This is a genomic window from Luteolibacter luteus (genome assembly GCF_012913485.1).
GTDB classification, from domain to species: domain Bacteria; phylum Verrucomicrobiota; class Verrucomicrobiia; order Verrucomicrobiales; family Akkermansiaceae; genus Haloferula; species Haloferula lutea.
This window is the reverse complement of sequence record NZ_CP051774.1, coordinates 6,199,552-6,219,865: the sequence shown is the minus strand read 5'-3', so window position 1 is coordinate 6,219,865 and position 20,314 is coordinate 6,199,552. Positions and strand designations below refer to the sequence as shown.

12 protein-coding genes are annotated in these 20,314 nt (G+C 62.8%); 5 read left to right on the top strand and 7 right to left on the bottom strand.

Annotation, left to right across the window (positions count from 1 at the left end; all coding sequences use genetic code 11):
• Positions 1–31: 31 nt before the first annotated feature.
• Together HHL09_RS25520 and HHL09_RS25515 are read right to left on the bottom strand one after the other, a co-directional pair.
• A complete protein-coding gene (locus HHL09_RS25520) occupies positions 32–457 on the bottom strand; it encodes a hypothetical protein (protein WP_169457481.1) in 426 nt (141 codons plus the stop codon).
• Positions 458–544: 87 nt separating this feature from the next.
• A complete protein-coding gene (locus HHL09_RS25515) occupies positions 545–1,183 on the bottom strand; it encodes a thioredoxin family protein (RefSeq protein WP_169457480.1) in 639 nt (212 codons plus the stop codon).
• Between the two features lie 139 nt (positions 1,184–1,322).
• Between HHL09_RS25515 and HHL09_RS25510 the strand changes: the two genes are divergently transcribed.
• Positions 1,323–1,808 (top strand): Lrp/AsnC family transcriptional regulator, encoded by a 486-nt coding sequence (locus tag HHL09_RS25510; RefSeq protein WP_169457479.1) that lies wholly within the window; start codon positions 1,323–1,325, stop codon positions 1,806–1,808.
• Positions 1,809–1,859: 51 nt separating this feature from the next.
• Here HHL09_RS25510 and HHL09_RS25505 read toward each other — a convergent pair whose 3' ends face one another.
• The gene (locus HHL09_RS25505; RefSeq protein WP_169457478.1) at positions 1,860–2,753 is read right to left on the bottom strand and encodes a class I SAM-dependent rRNA methyltransferase; all 894 of its coding nucleotides are present in this window, start codon (positions 2,751–2,753) and stop codon (positions 1,860–1,862) included.
• A 14-nt stretch (positions 2,754–2,767) separates the two neighbouring features.
• Between HHL09_RS25505 and HHL09_RS25500 the strand changes: the two genes are divergently transcribed.
• Both HHL09_RS25500 and lnt read left to right on the top strand, forming a co-directional pair.
• Complete coding sequence (locus tag HHL09_RS25500) at positions 2,768–4,729, top strand: phospho-sugar mutase (protein WP_205760943.1); 1,962 nt, start codon at positions 2,768–2,770, stop codon at positions 4,727–4,729.
• A gap of 27 nt (positions 4,730–4,756) precedes the next feature.
• Positions 4,757–6,478, top strand: coding sequence for an apolipoprotein N-acyltransferase (lnt, locus tag HHL09_RS25495; RefSeq protein ID WP_169457477.1), 1,722 nt, complete (start codon positions 4,757–4,759; stop codon positions 6,476–6,478).
• A gap of 50 nt (positions 6,479–6,528) precedes the next feature.
• Here lnt and HHL09_RS25490 read toward each other — a convergent pair whose 3' ends face one another.
• The 4 genes from HHL09_RS25490 to gltB all read right to left on the bottom strand — a co-directional run bounded on the left by HHL09_RS25490 (position 6,529) and on the right by gltB (position 14,229).
• Complete coding sequence (locus tag HHL09_RS25490; RefSeq protein WP_169457476.1) at positions 6,529–6,936, bottom strand: DUF2251 domain-containing protein; 408 nt, start codon at positions 6,934–6,936, stop codon at positions 6,529–6,531.
• A gap of 90 nt (positions 6,937–7,026) precedes the next feature.
• A complete protein-coding gene (locus HHL09_RS25485) occupies positions 7,027–7,797 on the bottom strand; it encodes a nuclear transport factor 2 family protein (RefSeq protein ID WP_169457475.1) in 771 nt (256 codons plus the stop codon).
• Positions 7,798–8,031: 234 nt separating this feature from the next.
• Positions 8,032–9,270, bottom strand: coding sequence for a hypothetical protein (locus HHL09_RS25480; RefSeq protein ID WP_169457474.1), 1,239 nt, complete (start codon positions 9,268–9,270; stop codon positions 8,032–8,034).
• 291 nt (positions 9,271–9,561) lie between these two features.
• Positions 9,562–14,229: a glutamate synthase large subunit gene (gltB, locus tag HHL09_RS25475; protein WP_169457473.1), complete on the bottom strand. Its 4,668-nt coding sequence runs from the start codon at positions 14,227–14,229 to the stop codon at positions 9,562–9,564.
• A 263-nt stretch (positions 14,230–14,492) separates the two neighbouring features.
• Between gltB and HHL09_RS25470 the strand changes: the two genes are divergently transcribed.
• Both HHL09_RS25470 and HHL09_RS25465 read left to right on the top strand, forming a co-directional pair.
• Positions 14,493–17,435 (top strand): SUMF1/EgtB/PvdO family nonheme iron enzyme, encoded by a 2,943-nt coding sequence (locus HHL09_RS25470; protein ID WP_169457472.1) that lies wholly within the window; start codon positions 14,493–14,495, stop codon positions 17,433–17,435.
• Positions 17,436–17,991: 556 nt separating this feature from the next.
• Complete coding sequence (locus HHL09_RS25465; protein ID WP_169457471.1) at positions 17,992–20,229, top strand: TonB-dependent siderophore receptor; 2,238 nt, start codon at positions 17,992–17,994, stop codon at positions 20,227–20,229.
• The last annotated feature ends 85 nt before the right edge of the window (positions 20,230–20,314 follow it).

Genomic DNA, 20,314 nt, shown 5'->3' with positions numbered 1-20,314 from the left:
GTTGCTACAGGTTCCCTGCGCAGGCAGCGAATCAGCCGATCTCCATCACGGGAAGGCCTCTGACGAACTGGGCCAGCGTCCGCCACTGGCTGTGGGTGAAGTCCCATCGGCTCATCTGGAACACCTTCTGTCCGCCGTCCCGGTCATAGATCAGGGTCTGGCTGAATGCTTCGGATCGCTTCGCGACGATCGAATTCAGGGGGATGGGCTCTTGGCCCCAATGACCTTCCGGCTCCAGGATCAGCTGTTCTTCGTCGATCTCGATTCGGGAAGACGGAACCTTCCGGATCTGGGAAAGAAAGAACACCAGTTGGAAGGGTACGAAAAGGATCACGAAGAGGAACACCTGCGGGGACTGCCACCAGACCCAGACACAGGCCGGAACACACCACGCCATGAAAACGAGAACCTGTCGCCTACGCTGGTAGCGCGTGGGGTGGAAATGGATCTCCTTCACCTTTGTTCGAGTAAGGACAACACGGGGACGCAGGACCCAAGGGACTTGAGAACCAAGCCGATTCGCAATCTCAGGGCGTCCCGCAGCTTACTTCAGCAGCTTCTTCAGGTGCTCGATGTATTTCTCCGGGCCGCCTTCCTGATAGCCGGTCCGGTTCACCTCACGGCCCTTCGAGTTCAGGAGCAGGATCGTCGGGAAGCCTTGGACATCGTATTTCTCCGCCAGCTTGTCGTTCTGCTCCTTCTCCTTGGCGGGCAGCTCCTTCCGCTTCGGGAAGTCCAGCTCCACCATGATCAGCTTCTTCGCCGCGTATTCCTGGAACTCCGGCTTGTCGAAGACTTCCTTCTTTAGCTTGATGCACCAGCCGCACCAGTCGGAGCCGGTGAAATCCACGAGGATATCCTTGTTCTCCGCCTTGGCGCGCTGCTTTGCCAACTCGAAGTCGGTCTCCCACTTGAAGACATCCTTGTCGGAGCTGGCGGCCTCCTCCTTCTTCGGCGCGGCTTGATCGGCCACGAACTTCTGGTCCTCCTCGCTCAGCTTGGAGAGGGCGATCTTGAAGGTGGTGCCATTCGGCTTGCGGAGGACCACTTGGTCACCCTCGCTGCGCAGATAGTCACCCTCCACGCTGCGGCCGGAACCGGCTTCCTTCCAGGTTCTCGCCTGAAGCGTGGCAGGCAGGACGACGGAAATCAGGGAAACGATGGCAAAAATCGGAGTTTTCATAGGAGGAAGTGTGGATTCATAGCGTTCCAGCGGCGGGGATTTATCAGGGAATTTAACCATTTTTCCCGCTGCGGCACTCCGAAACGCAGAAATGCTGCCCTTGCCCCGCCGCCCGCGGGCACCTAGAACCGCTCCCGTCATGTCGATCGACCCGCTTCTGCAATTGCTCCGCCGCCAGGCCCGCCACAGCCATCAGGAACTCGCCGAGTTGCTTTCCCTGACGGAGGAGGAAGTCCGCACCCGGATCGCGGCGTGGGAAAAGAACGGCACGATCCTCGGCTACCAGGCCGTGGTGGATGCCGAGCAAGCAGGGGACAATGACGTCTCCGCCTTCATCGAGGTGAAGCTCACCCCGGAACGCGGCGGTGGCTTCGACCGCCTGGCCATGCGCATCGCCCGCTTCGAGCAGGTGGTGAGCTGCTATCTCGCCAGCGGTGGCTACGACCTGATGGTCGTGGTGGAAGGCAGCGACCTCCGCGAGGTGGCGCGCTTCGTCTCCGAGAAGCTGAGTACGATGGATGGCGTACTTTCCACCGCCACCCATTTCCGCCTGAAGACCTACAAGGAAAACGGCTTCGTCTTCGAAGAAACGGCCGCTCCGGAGCGTCTCGCGGTGTCGCCGTAAGACAGAAGACTGGAGGGAATGGAAGCCGGGCCGGAAGCGTGTCTTCCGGTCCTACGCATCCACCCACAGGCTCTTCAGATACGGCTCGCCATTAAAATCGGCCGGCATCGGGGCGAGCCGCGTTTTCACGACCCGCTTCGTGGCTCCGCGCACCTGCATTTCAAAGGCCCGCGGCGGCAGGGTCCGGCAATTCGTCGAAGCGAGCAAGAAGCCGCCCGGTGCCAGGCAATCGAAGGCGAGCTTTGCCAGCAGCCCGTAGTCTTTCTCAACGCGGAAGACCTTGCCGTCCTTGTCCCGCGAGAAAGTCGGCGGATCGAGCACGATGCCATCGAACTTGCGCCCCTGTTTCGCGAAGCGCGCCAGCCAGTGGAAGGTATCGCCCTTGCAAAAATAGTGCGCCGCGGGATCGAAGCCATTCAGCTCGAAGTTCCGCTTCGCCCAGTCGAGGTAGGGCTGCGCCAGATCGAGGGTGGTGGCGGTGGCTCCGGCGCTGGCGGCGAAGACTGAGAAGGCCCCGGTGTAGGAAAAGGTGTTCAGCAGGGTCGTGCCCGCGCCCAGACGCCCGCGCAGCTCGGCGCGGTTGTCCCGCTGGTCGAGGAAGATCCCTTGCGAGTAGCCGGACTGGAAGGAGATCTCGAAGGATAGCCCGCTTTCGAGGACCGGGAAAGGTTCGTCCTGTTCCGGACCGCAGAGGTGAGCGGGGGATTCCTTCTGCTGCTGGTCCAGCCGCTTCCAGTAGACGCTGCGTTTTTTTTCCCGCAGCCACTCCACCATTTCCCGCGGCGGGGTGCGGTCGCGGGTGGAAAGCAGCCAGCGCCCGGCGAAATCTTCCAGCTCCAGGCCCGGCAGGTCGTCGCCCTCGCCATCGATCAGGCGCAGGGCATTGGTTCCGGGTTGCCGCAGCGGGACGCGCTTGGCGATGGCGGCTTCGAGCAGATGACGCATGGGAAGGCATTGCCATGAAGGATCGGGCCGCTACCATCCAGCGCGAAATGAGCGACCTCGCCGCCTTACTCGACGAAGCCCTGGCTGCCAGCCACATCCTGCCTGCCACCCGCAAGAACATCGACCTGCTCCTGGAAGGAGCTGCCACCCCGCTCGCCGAAGCCGCCGTGCGCGAACTGGTGGCCGCGGGCGAGTGGGAGGAGCTCAATGACCGCTTCTTCAAGACCCTCGCCTTCGGCACCGGCGGCCTGCGCGGCCGGACCATCGGCAAGGTGGTGACCGCAGCAGAGCAGGGGAAGGGCGGCCCGAATGATCGCCCGGAGCATCCCTGCTTCGGCACCGCGACGATGAATTTCTTCAATGTCTCCCGCGCGGTCCGCGGCCTGATCGCCTATGCGAAGCGCCACGTCGGCACCGAGCGGAAGCCGAAGCTCGTCTTCGCCCATGACACGCGCCACTTCTCCCGGGATTTCGCCGAGTTCTGCGCGAAGGCCTGCGCCGATCTGGGCTGCGATGCCTATCTCTTCGATTCCGGTCGTGCGACCCCTGAGCTTTCCTTCGCGATCCGCGAGCTGCGTGCCGATGCGGGCGTGGTGCTGACCGCCAGCCACAACCCGTCCCACGACAACGGCTTTAAGGCATACTTCAATGACGGCGCCCAGATCGTGGAGCCGCACGCCACCGCGATCATCACGGAGGTGAACAAGATCGAGAGCGAGGTCTACGAAGCGCTGCCGGAAGACCAGCGCGGCACCGTGACAGCCATCGGCGCGGAGATCGACCGCCGCTACATGGATCGCCTGAAGTCGCTGCTGATGCGTCCGGAGCTGCTGGAAGGCACGAAGACCCGCGTGGTCTACACGAACCTCCACGGCGTGGGCGGCGTGATCATCGTGCCGATGCTCCGCGAGCTTGGCTTCGAAGTGATCACCGTGCCGGAGCAGGATATCCAGGATGGCCGTTTCCCGACCGTGGAATCCCCGAACCCGGAGAACGCACCGGCCCTGAAAATGGCCATCGATCTCGCGAACAAGGAAAGCGCGGAGATCGTGATCGGCACGGATCCGGACAACGACCGCATGGGAGTGGCCGTGCGCGATGCCCAGGGAGCGATGCGCCTGCTGACCGGCAACCAGATCGGCTCGCTGATGGCATGGTATCGCGCGAAGACCGCTTTCGAGATCGGCTGGATCAATGACACCACGCGTGCCCGTACGCTCTTCGTGAAGACCTACGTCACCACCGAGCTCCAGCGTGCGATCGCCGACAAGTTCGGCATCGGCGTGGTGGATACGCTGACCGGCTTCAAATACATCGCCGAGAAGCTCCGCAAGTATGAGGACGCGATCCCGGCGGACAAGAAGGGCGACTACCGCTCGCTGGATGAGGCGACCACGCGCGCGCTGCGCCTGGAGTATTCCCGCTTCTTCCTCTTCGGCGGCGAGGAGAGCTACGGCTATCTCGGCTGCGACTTCGTGCGCGACAAGGATGGCAACGGTGCCGCCGTGATGTTCGCCGAAGTTGCCGCCTACGCGAAGTCCGTGGGCAAGACCCTGGCCTGCCTGCTCGATGACATCTTCCGCGAATATGGCTACCATGAGGAGCGCGGCAAATCGATAGTGATGGAAGGTGCCGATGGCGCGATGAAGATTTCGGCGCTCGCCACCTCCTATTCGCGCAATCCCCCGACGGAGATCGATGGTTCCGCGGTCTCGAACATCCGCGACTTCGCGACGCAGGATCTCTTCGATGCGGAGGGCGATGCCCTGCCGAAGGAGAAGATGCTCTTTGTCGATCTGGAAGACGGGCGCTCCTTCGCCGTGCGGCCTTCCGGCACCGAGCCGAAGATCAAGTACTACCTCTATGGTAAGTCAGCCCCGACGGATGACCTGCTCGGCGCACGCACGAAGGTGGGCGGCTCCCTGGATACCCTGTGGGCCTGGATCGAGGCGGATGCCAAGGCACGCTTGGCCTGATCCGTCTTCGGCTCCCGTGCTGCATCCATGAAACGTCTCGCCTTTGCTCTCCGGCCGCTGGCAGCGATTGCCAGCGGCGCCGGCATGGCCCTGCTCTTCCCGCCGCACTCGGTGGGGAAGCTGGTCTGGCTGGTGCTCGTGCCGATCCTGATCGCGCTCTGGTCGCTGGGCGAGAAGCGGCGGAAGAGGAAGGCCTTCTTCCTCGGCTACCTCACCGGTGCCGCCTTCTTCCTGCCGAATCTGGTGTGGCTGCGGAGCGTGACGGATGTGGGCTGGGTGGCGCTTTCCCTGTATCTCGCCTTGTTCCCGGCGGCGTGGGCGCTCTTTGCGTCCACCCTCGGGAATCCTTGGCGGGGCGGCCGGAAGGAAGGACTCTTCTCCGCACCGCTGTATGCATTTTCCTGCGCGGCCACATGGGCGGCGCTGGAGTGGCTGCGCGGGTGGCTCTTCACGGGCTTCGGCTGGAACCCGCTGGGCGTGGCCTTTCATGAAACGCCGGTCTTCTCGCAGGCAGCGGATTTGTTAGGCGTCACGGGGCTCTCCATGCTGCCGATTTTCATGCAGGCCGTGCTGGTGCAGGTCTGCGTCCGCCGTGTTTCCCAGTATCACTCCGCGGTGCTGCGCCGCCAGGTGGCGATGGGTTGCGTGGTGCTGGTGATGGGGGCTGCCTATGCCTACGGCGTTTGGCGGCTCACCACCTCGAAGCAGGGGGAGTCGATCCGCCTGCGGGCCCTTCTGGTGCAGCTGAATATCCCTCAGGAAGCGGCACGCCCGCTGTGGACCGCGGAGGAAGTGCACATCGGCTATGAGGATGACACCTTGGCCGCGGTCGAGAAGGCCGGCAGCAAGCAGCCGGATTGGATCATGTGGCCGGAGACGGCACTGACCGGGCGCATCCTGCGGGCCGATGATGGCACCTGGGGGATGTGGCAGCAGAATGTCGATACCATCGACCGGATTCGCGAGAAGAGCCCGGCAACCATCGTCTTCGGCGTGAACGAGACCGAGTCCGAGGCTCACGACGGCATGCTGATGATGAAGGAAGATGCGAAGGAGTGGAACTCCCTCGCGATCCTTCCCTCCGATGGACAGCTACAGACTTTCCGGAAGCATCACCTCGTCATCTTCGGTGAATACATTCCGCTCATCGACAAGCTGCCCTTCCTCGGAAAGATCTACGAACAGCAGTCCGGCGTCGAATTCGGCGGCGGCTTGAGCGTGGGGGAGAGCTTGGAACCTCTCACCGCGGAGGTGAAGGGCCAGAACTTCGGCGTGATCCCCACGGTCTGCTTTGAAGACACCGTGCCGCGCTTGATGCGGAAGTTCGTCCGCGAGGGCCCACAGGTGATCGTGAACGTGACCAATGACGGTTGGTTCAAGGAAACCGAAGGAGCCGCACAGCAATTCGCGAACGCCCGCTTCCGCGCCATCGAATTTCGCCGGCCGATGATCCGTTGTGCCAATACCGGCGTCAGCGCCGCGGTGACTCCCGTCGGCACGACCCTGCATCCGGACGGTGGCAAGCCACAGGAACTGCGCGATGAAAAGGGCAGCCACTTCACCCGCGGCACCCTGATGGCCGAGGTGGACATCCCCAAAAATCCACCCGTCACCCTCTACGCACGGATCGGTGATTGGGGCGTCATTCTCCTCGGCGTGTTTTCCATCGTCGGAATGAGCCTTCGAAAGAAGGAAGCACCGGAAGCACCGGAAGAACCCGAGGCACCCGAGGAAGACGAAGAAAAGTAAAGCCCCCGGGACCGTGAGACGCCTGCCTCGCTTCGACAGCCGGGCAAGGGCTACTCCGAGTAGAAGAAGCGCTTCAGTTCCTTGCTCCATGGCAGCCGCCGCCACCCCGTGTTCGGGTCAGGCTCTGGAAACTCATCAATGGAGTATCCGATCTTCTCCGCGAAATCGAACATCGCGTGAGGTCTGTTGTTCAGAAGCAGCGCCGCCTTGCTCCAATCGTTGCTCCAGATGATCCGGAGATTGGATGGAAGCGATGCATCCACGACCTGCTTCACCGTGTAGATGTGCAACGCATCCACAAACACGGAATCCACCTCCCGATAATCCCTCGCGTAGAAGTAGCCGGTATCCCCGTCATCTTCAAAAACGACGCCCCATGGGGATTCAGGCGCATCGCTCTCCATCACATGCTCGTGACCGGGATGGATCTCACTTCTGGCACCGAGATAAGGTTTCATCAGGATGGAAGGCGTGAACTGAACGATGCCGATTTCCCCCGGGAATCCAAGCGTCGCGTCACCCTTGCCCGATCTTTGTCGGCGCCCCGATCAGGTAATCCCGGAATCCCCTTGGGAAAGCCCTTGCGGCTTCAAATCCAAGGCCGCCTTGCCGCTGCCATCCATGAGAAACGGCACGGACTCATGCGCATGGAGGATCTTCCATGATCCATCGATCTTCTCGAAGCCCATCGTCACGCGGAACCACAGGTCCGCCTCCTCGCCCTCCTTCTTCATCCCGGCCAGATGATTCAGCGCATGCGCCCAAGCGACATCGCCGCTCGCATGCACCTTCAAGTCACGGACCTCATAGCCGAGATCGCCATCGAAGGTATGGAACCACTCCCGCAGGTTCACGCGCAGGTCCTCATCCGCGATCAGCGGCGGTGCGAGGAAGAAGCCCACCGCATCTTCCGCGAACTGGCTGGCGACCATCTCCACATCCTTGCCGCGGATTCCCTCGGCCCATGTCTCGATCAGGTCCGCGATCTCCGCACCGCTGGCCGCGCTTGCCGTCTCCGTGCCGAAGAACACCTGCACCTGCGCGATCTTGTCATCGCGGAAGGTGAAGATCTCCGTGTTCTTGAACGTGGAGCCGTAGCTCGTCGTCGCGGTGTAGGTAACCACCACATCATCACCATCCTCGATCAGCCTCTCGATCTTGAAGACGGCGGTGTGCCGGCTGTTAGGCCAGCAACGCGCGAAGTATTCGTCGCGATCGATCGCATCATCGACCGGACTTGTGAAAGTGAAGTCGCCCGCAAGCAAGGACGTCAGCAAGACACGGTCCTTGTATTCATAGGCCTCGAAATAGAGACGCACGATCGAGCGGTGTCCCGAGGATCTTGGCTGCGTGCGGAGCCGTCCTCTTTGCGGAAAGATGGCAATCTTCATAGGCCTTTCCTTGCGGTTCCCGTGCCAGTCTTTGCCGCAGAAATGCGGTTCCCCTCGAAACCGCGGGGCTTCAAACGCTTGCAGCACAGGAGCGGCTCATGATGCTGTACCATGAGCTCCTCCGCGCTGCTGCGATCTGCAAGGACTGCCATGCAGGGATGCTCACTGCCCCGATCCCGCGGGCGCAAGCCTCTTCGCCTTGATGTCCCGGAGCTCTTGACGCGTTTCCTCGCGAAGAGTGTCCAATGCGATCAAGCGGTCGATTTTTTCTATCGGGATGAACCTCTGGCTGCAGACGGAGACCACGATCTCATGGACGCGGCGCGGGTCATCGAGCGCCGCGAGGAGCTGCTCTTCCTGGGATTCGGCGCCGATTCGCAGCATCGATTGGATGATCGCGCCCTTGTCGATTTCATCTGGCTTCCATGTCTGAAGCCACGCCAACGCCTCATCCGGATCGTAGCGCATCCAAGAGTCGAGGACATGTGCACAGGATGATGCCGCAGCCGGATGGGAGGAAGCCTCCTTCCCGAACCACGCCATCGCGGCATCGGCATCGTCTTTCACCCACGCACCGGCCAGTTCCATGGCGGACCGGGCGATGGGCTCTTCAGATGGGACACTTCCCAGGGACTCGAGGCGTGAACGAGCTTCCTGCCAATCCGTGCTTGCGGGAAGGCCACGAAAATAAAGGACGCTAGGTCCGTCGGGGCCCTCGTCGGCGTTGAAGGCCGAGATCATCTCCCAAGCGGCATCTGCATCCGCATGGACGGCACCGGTGATCAAGGGATTCAGAAAATGACCCGACATCGCAAGGGTCAAGGCGCCTTCCCTGTCTTTCAGATCCAACAGATGCTCTCTCCAGAAGCGGATGGCCGCAGCGGAGTCGCTGCGCGATGCACCCTCGATCATCGAAGCATAGCGGAAGTTGCTCGCGCACCCGACATAGGCAGCGATGTCGAGAACCTGCCCCGGTGCCAGCTCTCCGAAGCGCCGGTCTAACAGCGATAAAAGGGTCTTCGCTTGGGAGAAGCCTCCGGACTCCTTGCTCGCCTTTGCAAGCAGATCGGAGTCGTTGCGCAGTGCATTGACCTCATCCAGGCCAAGTTCGTCCACCAAGCGCTCAAGCCGGCGGACTTCATAGGTGATCCCGGGATCGGCCCGCATCCCATCATATCGCGTCGAGTTCGAGAGCTTGCGAAGCTCAGCGAGAGCCTGCGCGGCAGAAGATGCACGCGAGCGCTTGCCGTCGTGATACGCTTGGGTTGCCGGGATGATGCCGGAGTTGGAGCCGGCCCCGGCCTCTCCTTCGGAACGAGGAGAAGCCGTTCTCGCAAGGACAAGGATCCCTGCGACGAGAATCCCGCCGGCGGCAGCGACGATGGATCTCCTCTTTGGCATCGGCTACCTAACAGAACAGATCCTTGGCCCGGATCCGGATCCCTCCGGCAACAACGGACCCTTCACGATGGCGGAAAGGAGTTCCTCGTCCTTCTCCCGGCAAGCGGGAGCCTTCCACAGCTGGCCAAGCAGGAAGCCGCCTCGCCGCGGAGATTCTGTCGTCATGGGATTTTCACTCATGGCAATGGATTCGATCTGAACCAGCAGCATGTCTCCCATGTCAGCCTCATCTCCTCAACGCAAAAAGGGCGCCTCCGTTCCCGGAGACGCCCTCTTGAAAGATCAGCACTCTCAGCGCGTGCCTGCCGCCTCGTGCTGCTCTTCGGCAGCCTCCAGCGCGGCACGCTCCTTCGCGATCACACGCACGAACTTCTTCAAGCTCGCCGACCAGTCTTCCAGCAGCGCCTTCGCGTGCGGGCTGCCGGTCTTCTCGGCGTGATCGGTGATCAACTTCTTCAGCTCTGCGATGTCCTGCGCGCGCTGCACCGGCAGCGGCACGACCATCTCCGGATTGATCCGCGAGTAGAAGCGGCCGTCCACGTCATAGACGAAGGCCGTGCCGCCGGACATGCCCGCACCGAAGTTCTTCCCGGTCTTGCCCAGGATCGCCACGGAGCCATTCGTCATGTATTCGCAGCCGTGGTCACCCACGCCTTCGACCACTGCCGTGGCACCCGAGTTACGCACCGCGAAGCGCTCGCCCGCGCGGCCGTTCGCATACAGCGCACCACCCGTCGCACCATACAGCGAGGTATTGCCGAGGATCGTGTTCACCGCCGGGTTGAACTTCGCGTCCGGGGAAACCTTCACGACGATCTCGCCCGCGGCCATGCCCTTACCCGTGTAGTCGTTCGCTTCACCGGTCAGCTCGATCTTCACGCCGGACACCAGGAAGGTGCCGAGCGATTGACCGGCTGAGCCGCGCAGCTTCAGAGTCACCGCGGTGTGGCCATTGAAGCCACGGTCGCCATGCAGCTCGGCGATGCGGCCGGAAAGGCGCGTGCCGATGTTCCGGTCCGTGTTCACCACGTTGTAGCTCAGCTCGACCGGCTGGCGGTCGGGCAGCGCCTTGATCGCTTCCGTGATCGCATCCGGCGTGGAGGCAGGACCGTATTCCGGCGTCTCCGCGGAGATCTCCGTGGTACCCAGCGCCTTCGCCAGATCGCGCAGGACCTGCAGGTCGAGCGGGGTCTTGGAAATGCCGTCGTTGCGCTCGCGCTTGCAGACGCGGGAGATGGAGGATTCCTCCACACCCTGATGCTTCGCCAGATCGGGGATCACGTCCTTCAGCATCGGGCTCAGGTCGAGCAGGTTTGCCTTCGGATGCTCCGGCACCTCGCGTTGCTTGAGATACTCCGGATGACCGATCATCTCGTCCAGCGTGCGCACGCCCAGCTTCGCCATGATCTCGCGGGCTTCGCGGGCCACGCCGTCGAAGAAGTTGATCACCATTTCCGGCGTGCCCTTGAACTTCGCGCGGAACTTCGGATCCGTCGTCGCGATACCTACCGGGCAGTTGTTCAGGTGGCACTTGCGCACATAGACGCAGCCCATCGCGATCATCGCGATCGTGCCGAAGTTGAACTCCTCGGCACCCAGCGCCGCGGCGATGACGATGTCACGGCCATTGCGCAGGCCGCCGTCCGTGCGGACGATCACGCGGTCGCGGAGATTGTTGATCAGCAGCGTCTGCTGGGCTTCGGAAAGACCGAGTTCCCATGGCGATCCCGCATGCTTCGTCGAGGAAAGCGGGGAAGCACCCGTGCCACCATCGTGACCGGAAATCAGGATCGTGTCGGCGCTGGCCTTCGCCACGCCGGCTGCCACGGTGCCCACGCCGGTCTCGGCCACCAGCTTCACCGTCACGCGGGCGCGCGGGTTCACTTCCTTCAGGTCGTGGATCAGCTGGGCCAGGTCCTCGATGCTATAGATATCGTGGTGCGGCGGCGGCGAGATGAGCTGCACTCCCGGCTGCGTGTGACGCAGGCGAGCAATAAGCGCATTCACCTTCTGGCCGGGGAGCTGGCCACCTTCGCCGGGCTTCGCGCCCTGCGCCATCTTGATTTCCAGCTCGTCGGCATTCACCAGGTAGTGGGCCGAGACACCGAAGCGTCCGGATGCCACCTGCTTGATCCAAGAGCGGGCAAAGTCACCATTCGGATACGGCTTGTAGCGCACCGGGTCCTCGCCACCTTCGCCGGAGTCGGACTTGCCGCCGATGCGGTTCATCGCGATGGCCAGCGTTTCGTGGGCCTCGGGCGAAAGCGCGCCGAGCGACATCGCAGCCGTGGTGAAACGGCGGCGGATGCTCTCGATCGGCTCGACTTCCTCCAGCAGGATCGGACCGGACGATACCGGCACGAACTCGAAGAGGTCCTTGATCGCGACCGGCTTCGTCTCCAGGGAAACCTTCACGTAGTCATCGTAGTCCTCCGCCTTGCCGCTCTTCACGAAGGTGTGGAAGTTCTTGATGACATCCGTCGTCCACGCGTGGCGCTCGCCCGACTTGCGGTAGCGGTTGTAGCCCGGGTCGCCCAGATCCAGCGTTCCATTTGCGGAAGGCTCGTTGAGGAAGGCTGCCTTGTGACGGATCAGCGACTCCTCCGCGATCTCCGCGAAGCCGACGCCGCCGACCTTCGACTGCACGCCGGTGAAGGCGAAGTCGATAACCTCGCCACCCACGCCGATCGCTTCGAAAATCTGTGCGCCTTGGTAGGAGTTGAGCACCGAGATGCCCATCTTCGACATGATCTTCAGCACGCCCTTTTCGAGCGCCTTCGCGTAGTTGGCCATCGCCTTCTCCACGCTGATGCCGTCCAGCTTGCCCTTGCCCGCATCCGCTGCCACCAGCTGGCGCACGGTCGCGAAGCCGAGGTAGGGGCTCACCGCCGTCGCACCGAAGCCGAAGGCGCAGGACACCTGGTGGGTATCGCGGACTTCGCCGGACTCCAGGACCAGCGAGCAGCGCATGCGCTTGCGCACGCGGTTCAGGTGATGGTGGATCGTGCCGGTCGCGAGGATCGCCGGGATCGGCACGCGCTCGGCGGAGGCACCGCGGTCGGACAGGATCAGGATGCTGACACCCTTGTCCACGGCGGCTTCCACTTCCTTGCAAAGCTCATCCAGGCGCTGCTTCAGGCCAGTGTTTCCGGAGGCGGCAGGCCAAGTGATATCGATCACCTGAGCCGGGAAACCGTGCTCGTCGAGGTGCTTCAGTCGGTCCACCTGATGCTCGAAGAGGATCGCGGACTCCACATTGATGATCCGGCAGTGCTCCGGCGTTTCGTCCAGCAGGTTGCGCTCCGGGCCGAGGCCAGCGGAGGCACTCATCACCGCCCACTCGCGGATCGGGTCGATCGGCGGGTTGGTCACCTGGGCGAAGCGCTGCTTGAAGTAGGTGAAGAGCAGGCGCGGATAGGTGGACAGCACCGCGAGCGGGATGTCATCACCCATCGAGAACACCGCTTCCTGCGCACCCTTGATCATCGGCGGGAAGACCATGTCCAGCTCCTCCAGCGAGATGCCGTGGGAGACCTGCTGGCGGGAAAGATCCAGCGCGTTGAAGTCCTCCGCGGGAGCCAGGGCATCCGGCGAGCAGAACTTGCGCAGCTCCAGGCGATTCTCATCGATCCACTGGCGATACGGCTTCTGCTTCGCGAGTGCTTCCTTCACCTCGCGGTCGTTGCGGACCACGCCGGTGGAGGTATCCACGGACAGCATCTGGCCCGGACCCAGGCGGCCCTTGCGGATCACCTTCGAGTCGTCGATCACCACCGCACCGGCTTCGGAGCCGATGTAGAGCAGGCCGTCTTCCGTCAGCTTGTAGCGGGACGGACGCAGGCCGTTCCGGTCGAGCGAGGCGCAGATCTTCGTACCGTCCGTGTAGACGAGGCCGGCCGGGCCGTCCCATGGCTCGGAGAAGGAGCGGATGTACTGGTAGAAGGCACGCAGGTCGTCGGAGATGTCCTCGTCGTTGCGATAGGCCGGCGGCACCAGCATGCACATCGCGTGCTCCAGCGAGCGGCCGGAGAGCACCAGCACTTCCAGCGCGTGGTCGAGCGAGGCGGAGTCCGACTCATGCTCGTTCATCAGGTCGTGCAGCAGCTCGATGTCGCCTTCCCAGATCGGGTTCGAGAAGAACTCCTCGCGGGACGCCATCCAGTTGCGGTTGCCTTCCACCGTGTTGATCTCGCCGTTATGGCACATCATCCGGAAGGGTTGGCCGAGCGGCCAGGCCGGGAAGGTGTTCGTCGAGAAACGCTGGTGATACAGCGAGATAGCGGTCTGGAAATCCGAGTCCTGCAGGTCGCTATAGAAGGCACGCAGCGCGGCCGGCATCGCCAGGCCCTTGTAGGAAATCAGGCGGCTGGAGAAGGTCGGCATGTAGAAGCCGTTGATACCCTTCGTCTTCTTCTCGATTTCACGGCGACACAGGAAGAGCTGGCGCTCGTAGCGATCGCCATCCCATGCAGCGGGCTTCTTCAGCAGCAGGTGCTCGATGTGCGGCTGGCTGGTCAGCGCGATCTTGCCGAGCGCGTCCGGATTCACCGGGACCTCCCGCCAGCCGATGATCGTGATGCCACGCTTGGTCACCACTTCTTCGGCGAGCGCCTTCAGTTGCTTCTGCCCGGCCACGTCATTCAGCGGCATGAAGAACACCGCCACCGCGAGGTCGGCTTCGTTCTCCAGCTTCGTGCCGAGCTTTTCGGCGGCCTTCAGGAAAATCGGGTAGGGGATCTGGGACAGGATGCCGGATCCGTCACCGGTCTTCATGTCGGCGTCCACGGCGCCACGGTGCGTCATGTTGCAGACCGAAGTCAGCGCCATGTCGATAACCTGAAAGGAACGTTTACCATGGATGTTCGCGATGGCTCCCATGCCGCAATTATCGCGTTCGGCAGAGAGGCGGTGCAGGGAACCGGGGACCAGAGGCGTGCTCGGATGGTAATAGGGATTCATCGCAGGGATTGGCAAAAATTGCCGGTCCCGCGGTGCCGCGCTCTCGTATCAGCGCGGAAGGATCCCACCGCGGGGCGGGGAATAAACGGCAGCTTGCCCCCCCTGCCAAGCAGGAATTGTGCCCCGGGCGGATAGCCTGTGACATCGCGAAAGTGAGTTTTGCGGATCCGCCACCCGGGCCATCCCCGGGGGATCCACCCGCGTTCCCACGCTTGAACCCCGGGCGTTTTGTGGTGCCATGGAGACGTCTCACCCCGTCCGAAATGCCACGATTCCTCACCTTGTTCTTTTTTGGGGCCGCCCTGCACGCTTCCGCAGCGGAAATCCACAGCGCCGGCAGCGGCCCGTGGTCGGCCCCGGGGACCTGGGAAAACGGGCAAAAACCCGCCGCCGGGGACGTGGTCCTGATTCGTCCGGGTCACCGGGTGACCTATGACGTGTCGAGTGAGACGGTGATCCGCGCCGTCCACGTCGGCGGCACGCTCAGCTTTGCCCGGGATCAGGACACCCTGCTCTGCACCGGCCTGATCCGCATCGCTGCCGGGGAAGAGTGCCGGGAAGAGGGCTTCGAGTGCCACGCGCCCTCGCCCGACTATTCCTTGCCGGAGGGCGGCCAGCGTCCTGCGCTGGAGGTCGGCACGCCGGAGGCCCCGATCCCGCTGGAGCATCGCGCGGTGATCCGCCTGACTTACGTGCAGGGCATGGATCCGGAGTCCTTTCCCGCGATCATGTCCTGCGGCGGGCGCATGGATTTCCATGGTGCGCCGATGCTGCGGACCTGGGTGAAGCTCGGCAGCAGCGCTTCCCGGGGCTCCCGGGAGATCGAGCTCGCCGAGCCGACCGGTTGGCGGGCAGGGGACCGCGTCGTCTTTCCCGCCACGGAGATGAGCGAGTTCTATCAGCTGCGGGACGGCCGTCGCGTGATTCCGTCGCTGCTCGACGATTCGGAGACGGAGGAGGCGGAAGTTCTCGGCGCGGACCCGCGCGGCATCCTTTTGAAGGAACCCCTCAAGTTCAAACACCAGGCCAGCGGCGAGTTCCGCGGCGAGGTGGCAAATCTCAGCCGCAATGTGGTGGTGGAATCCGCCGATCCGAAAGGCCACCGCGGCCACACCGTGTATCATCGCGGGTCCGCGGGTTCGATCTCCTACGCGGAGTTCCGCCATCTCGGGAAGAAGGACGTGCTCGGCCGCTATCCCATCCACTTCCACCTCTGCGCGGATACCATGCGCGGCAGCTCGGTCGTCGGGGCCAGCGTCTGGGATAGCGCGAACCGCTGGGTCACCATCCATGGCTCGAACTTCATCGTCGTGCGCGATTGCGTGGGCTATCGCAGCATCGGCCACGGCTACTTCTTCGAGGATGGCACGGAGGTGAACAATGTCTTCGATCGCAACCTCGCCGTGCAGGCGCTGATGGGGAAACCGCTGCCGCTCCAGGTGCTGAACTTCGACACGAATGACGCCGCGGGCTTCTGGTGGGCGAATTGCCTGAATGCCTTCACGCGGAACGTCGCGGTGGACTGCGAGAAATTCGGCTACCGCTTCCAGATGGTGAAGTCCCCGGAGTTCTCGCCCGTGCTTCCCGTTCTCCAGCCGAATGGCAAGCGCCGCCAGGTGGATGTCCGCACCTTGCCCTTCATCCGCTTCGATGGGAATGAGGCCCACAGCCAGCGCCGCTTCGCCCTGAACCTCGGCGGCTTCCATGGCCAGAGCGAGACCGCGGATCTGGATCGTGATGGCAATGTGATCGATCGTGCGGCCTATCTCGGCGGCGATGTCCAGGGCGTGGGGCCTGATTACAAGCATCCGTTCCGGATCAAGGATTTCCTCGTCTGGAATTCCCACTGGGGCTTCCACAGCACCGCGCCGAACGTCTCGATCAAGGGCTTCACCGCGCACGATGTGAACTACGTCTTCTGGCGCTCGAATGCGGCGGGGCACGACTACATCGACCTGAAGTTTTCCGACATCCACGTCTCCGAATTCTTCAATAACTGGGGCGCCAGTGCCACTCGCGAGGATCTGCTGCGCTATGTCGAGCCGGTCGACGATGCCGCACCGGTCACGATGATCACCGGCTGGGAATGGCTGGCGGACGGGCGCGTGAAAGTCAGCGGCGTGACCGTGGACGACGGCCAGGTGGCGGAGGTCCTCGTGAATGGCGAGAAGGCGAGCATCACGCAGGGCCCGGCTTGCGATTGGTCGCATGTGCTGTATGCGCCGGAAGGAAAGATTGATCTCGTGGCAGGAGCCTCGGACCAGCTCGGAAATGAAGAGAAGAATCCTCATCATCTTTCCCTCAGCCGCGAAAGCGTCATCCAGACGAGCCTGCCTCTGGCCGTTTCCGTAAAGGCGGATGCAGCCATGATGGTGCAGCCCCCGGCTCCGGCGGAGGTCCGCGAGTCCACGGTGGACGCCGCTTCGCTGAAATGGCCGCTCTGGGATGGCACGGAGAGCGTGGTCGACTATGCCCATCGTACCAATCTTGCGCCGGTGACAACCATCGATCTCCAAGGTACGCCGCTGGAGATGGTGCTGGTTCCTGCAGGTTCCTATCTGATGGGCAGCGCCGGGGAATCGGGAGCCGCTGCCGACGAATCGCCGCAGCACCGCGTGGTAATTTCAAAGCCCTTCTACCTCGGCAAATACGAGCTGACCCAGGCGCAGTACCAAGCGGTGACGGGCAAGAACCCCAGCTACTACCCCGCGGCTGACAAGCCGGTGGAGCAGGTGACATGGGGAGACACGCAGGCTTTCTTGCAAAAGGCCGGCCATGCCCTGCGCCTGCCCATCGAAGCCGAGTGGGAATTTGCCTGCCGCGCTGGCAGCACCACGGCCTACTCGAATGGCCCGGATCAATCCGATCTCAGCGCCGCCGGATGGTGGGGCCGCTCGGCGGAGGTCAGCTATGGCAACGCCCCGGATGGCACCACCGCCGTCGGCAAGAAGCAGCCGAATCGCTTCGGCCTCCACGACATGCACGGGAACGTCTACGAATGGTGCTCCGATTTCTACGCCCCGGACTACTACCGGCATGCCCCGGTGATGGATCCCGCAGGCCCATCCTCCGGAGAAGAACGCGTCCTCCGCGGCGGCTCATGGGAAGGCGCCGCCGAAAGCTGCCGCTCCGCCAACAGGAACGGCTTCAACGGCAAGAGCAAAGGCTACCTCCTAGGCTTCCGCGCCGCCATGGATCTCCCCTAAAATTCCGGAATGGACTCCTGAGGACCCCTCTAGAGCCCTAACGAGACGACGGGGAGATAGCCCAGGGAGTCGCGCAACACGCCCTCTTCTAGAGCCCCAACGGGGCGACCGGGAGATAGCCCAGGGAGTCGCGCAACACGCCCTCTTCTAGAGCCCCAACGGGGCAACCGGGAGATAGCCCAGGGTAAGCGCGCAGCGCGCAACCCTGGGTCTTCACGGCCAGGGTATTGCTCCCTGAAGGGGAGCCGGGAGGACCCTAAGTTCCTTCATCTCCATCAAAGCCGACCTTGGCAGTAGAAACCCACCTTCACCTCCTGCCAGACTCCCATCAAATGCTCCCAACCACTTCAACCGTCTGCGCCGGGCGTCCAACCTTCGATCTTCCCCTCACGCCCACCTGTTATTTCCCCACCTTTTAACAGGCGGAACAGGCCCGCAAAAACCACCCTCCCTCCCCGAAATCTCCCTAAGAAATCCTCCGCCCACCCGTTAGTCGCCCAGCGCCGGAGGGACGCCTCCTCGGTCCCACCTTCCGCCGCCTCTGACAAACCCGCCCATGAAATCCGCCCGATTCCGCCTGCTGGCGATCGCCCTTGCTACCGTTTCCGTTCCCGCTCTCCACGCCCAGGAACCCGCTGCCCAAGCCCAGGAAAAACCGAAGACCGACCCTGCCAAGCCCGCCACCCTCGGTGAAACGGTGGTCGAAGGCGACGGCCCGCGCGGTGCCTATGGCACTCCCGCCACGACTTCCATTACCGGCCTCCCGTCTCCCATCGAGGAACTCCCGCTGACCGTGAATACCATCTCGGAGCGCTTCATCGAGGACACCTCCGCACGGCGCATCCGTGATCTCGTTGGCTACGTTCCCGGCGTTTATGCCGGCGAGGACAGCGGCGGCACCGGCGACCTGGTGAACATCCGCGGCTTCGATTTCATCTACCAGTCCTACATCAACGGGATGCGGAACCGCGTCTCCTACAATGCTTCCCGCCGCTTCGCCAACATCGAGCGGATCGAGATCTTCAAAGGCCCCGGCGGCGTGGAGTTCGGAGTGGGGGAGCCCGGCGGCTTCGTGAACTACGTGACGAAGAAGCCACAGGCCACCCAATCGACCACCCTCGGTTTCGAGGCAGGCAGCTACGACTACATCCACGGCTTCGTCGATAGCACGGGCCCCTTGGGCAATGCTCCCAGCGGCGATGGCGATCTCGGCACCTTCTACCGGATGATTGTTTCCGGGGACTCCGCGAATTCCTTCCGCGATGCCTTCCACACCGATGGCTACCAGATCGCGCCTTCGATCCTGTGGAAATACGCCGAGGACAGCTCGGTGCTGGTCGAGTTTGACTATCAGTATCGCGATCAACCCTACGACCGCGGCGTGATGTATCTGAAGGGCGCGGGCTTCAAGGACGACTTCACGCCGATCAATACCAGCTACCACGAGCCGGACGATTACTTCGACAATCACAACACCCGCACCTCGGTTTACTGGAATCACAAGATCGACGACACCTTCACCCTGCGCCTGACGGGTGAGGTGGATTACAACCGCGCCATGGGCAATGGCGTGCGGAATCCTTACACTTACTTGCTCTACAAGGGCCCGGGCGATCCGGGGCCTTGGCTGAACGAATGGAATGGGAATCCCACCTTGGCTCGGGTGACTCACGACTTCGACCAGGAGCTCTACTCCTTCGGCCTGAAGCCGGAGCTGCTCGTGAACTTCGAAACCGGCTCCGTGAAGCACGCCGGTCTTTTCGGAGTGAATTACCTCTACACGGACACTTACAGCCGCACGATCGACGGCTACGACTATCGTCCGATCAATATCTTCGGCCCCATCTACGGCCAGCCGCCGCAAGCCCCGCCGGTCGGATTGCCAAAGCGGAACTTCCGCTACTCGGAGGAACTCCAGGAACTCGGCTTCTACTACGAGCACAAGGCGGACATCAACGACCGCGTCCACCTCTTGGGCGGCGTTCGCTACGATTGGTATGACATCGCCTCCGCAGCCGTCCGCAACGTGACCGTCAACCCGCTGCCTCCTCTGAGCGGCTTCTCCGATGGCAATGTCAGCGCCCGCCTCGGCGGCGTGGTGGATGTGACGGAAAACGTCTCGCTCTTCGCCGGCCTCAGCAATTCCTTCCAGCCGCAGAGCGGCCTCCTGCCCGATGGTGACAGCCCGGATGCCTTGGAAGCCACCTCGGTGGAATTCGGCGTGAAGGCGAACTTCTGCGATGACCGCCTGCTCACCACCTTGTCCTTCTACGACACCCAGCGGGAGAACATGCTGGAAGCCGACCCGACCGATCCGAATGGCGTCTTCGTGATCCCGCTCGGCACGGTGAAGGTGCGCGGCGTGGAATTCGAAGCCACCGGCAAGCTGACCGAGGATCTCGATGTCCAAGGCGGCTTCGCGCTAATGGACAGCGAGATCTCCGACACGATGGATCTCACGACCTACGGGAAGAACTTCTACAACGTGCCGGACTTCCAGGCAGGCCTGCGCCTGCGCTACGACACCGGCCGCTGGCTGGTGAAGGGTCTCAGCGTCGGTGCCGGCGCGATTTACGTCGGCGAGCGCAATGGCGATGCCCAGAATACCTTCGTGCTTCCCGACTACGTCCGCTTCGACGCGGGGATCTACTACGCGTGGCGTAATTGGAACTTCAAGCTGACTTGCGAGAACCTCGCGGACGAGACCTACTACCTCGCCAGCCAGGGTGTCGCGGACATCATCCAGCCGGGCTCGCCAAGGCTCTTCACGCTGGGCGCCACGGTCACCTTCTGAGGATTTCCCCTCCTGGAGGCCCGGGTCGCAAGACCCGGGCCTTTTCATTGGCCATTGACAGCGGAGGACCGCTTCGAAAGAAGCA

Excerpts from the sequence above, each read along its gene's own strand:
- HHL09_RS25515 (WP_169457480.1), bottom strand. The coding sequence starts at position 1,183 with ATGAAAACTCCGATTTTTGCCATCGTTTCCCTGATTTCCGTCGTCCTG.
- HHL09_RS25510 (WP_169457479.1), top strand. The coding sequence starts at position 1,323 with ATGTCGATCGACCCGCTTCTGCAATTGCTCCGCCGCCAGGCCCGCCAC.
- HHL09_RS25505 (WP_169457478.1), bottom strand. The coding sequence starts at position 2,753 with ATGCGTCATCTGCTCGAAGCCGCCATCGCCAAGCGCGTCCCGCTGCGG.
- HHL09_RS25500 (WP_205760943.1), top strand. The coding sequence starts at position 2,768 with ATGAAGGATCGGGCCGCTACCATCCAGCGCGAAATGAGCGACCTCGCC.
- lnt (WP_169457477.1), top strand. The coding sequence starts at position 4,757 with ATGAAACGTCTCGCCTTTGCTCTCCGGCCGCTGGCAGCGATTGCCAGC.
- HHL09_RS25490 (WP_169457476.1), bottom strand. The coding sequence starts at position 6,936 with ATGAAACCTTATCTCGGTGCCAGAAGTGAGATCCATCCCGGTCACGAG.
- HHL09_RS25480 (WP_169457474.1), bottom strand. The coding sequence starts at position 9,270 with ATGCCAAAGAGGAGATCCATCGTCGCTGCCGCCGGCGGGATTCTCGTC.
- gltB (WP_169457473.1), bottom strand. The coding sequence starts at position 14,229 with ATGAATCCCTATTACCATCCGAGCACGCCTCTGGTCCCCGGTTCCCTG.
- HHL09_RS25470 (WP_169457472.1), top strand. The coding sequence starts at position 14,493 with ATGCCACGATTCCTCACCTTGTTCTTTTTTGGGGCCGCCCTGCACGCT.
- HHL09_RS25465 (WP_169457471.1), top strand. The coding sequence starts at position 17,992 with ATGAAATCCGCCCGATTCCGCCTGCTGGCGATCGCCCTTGCTACCGTT.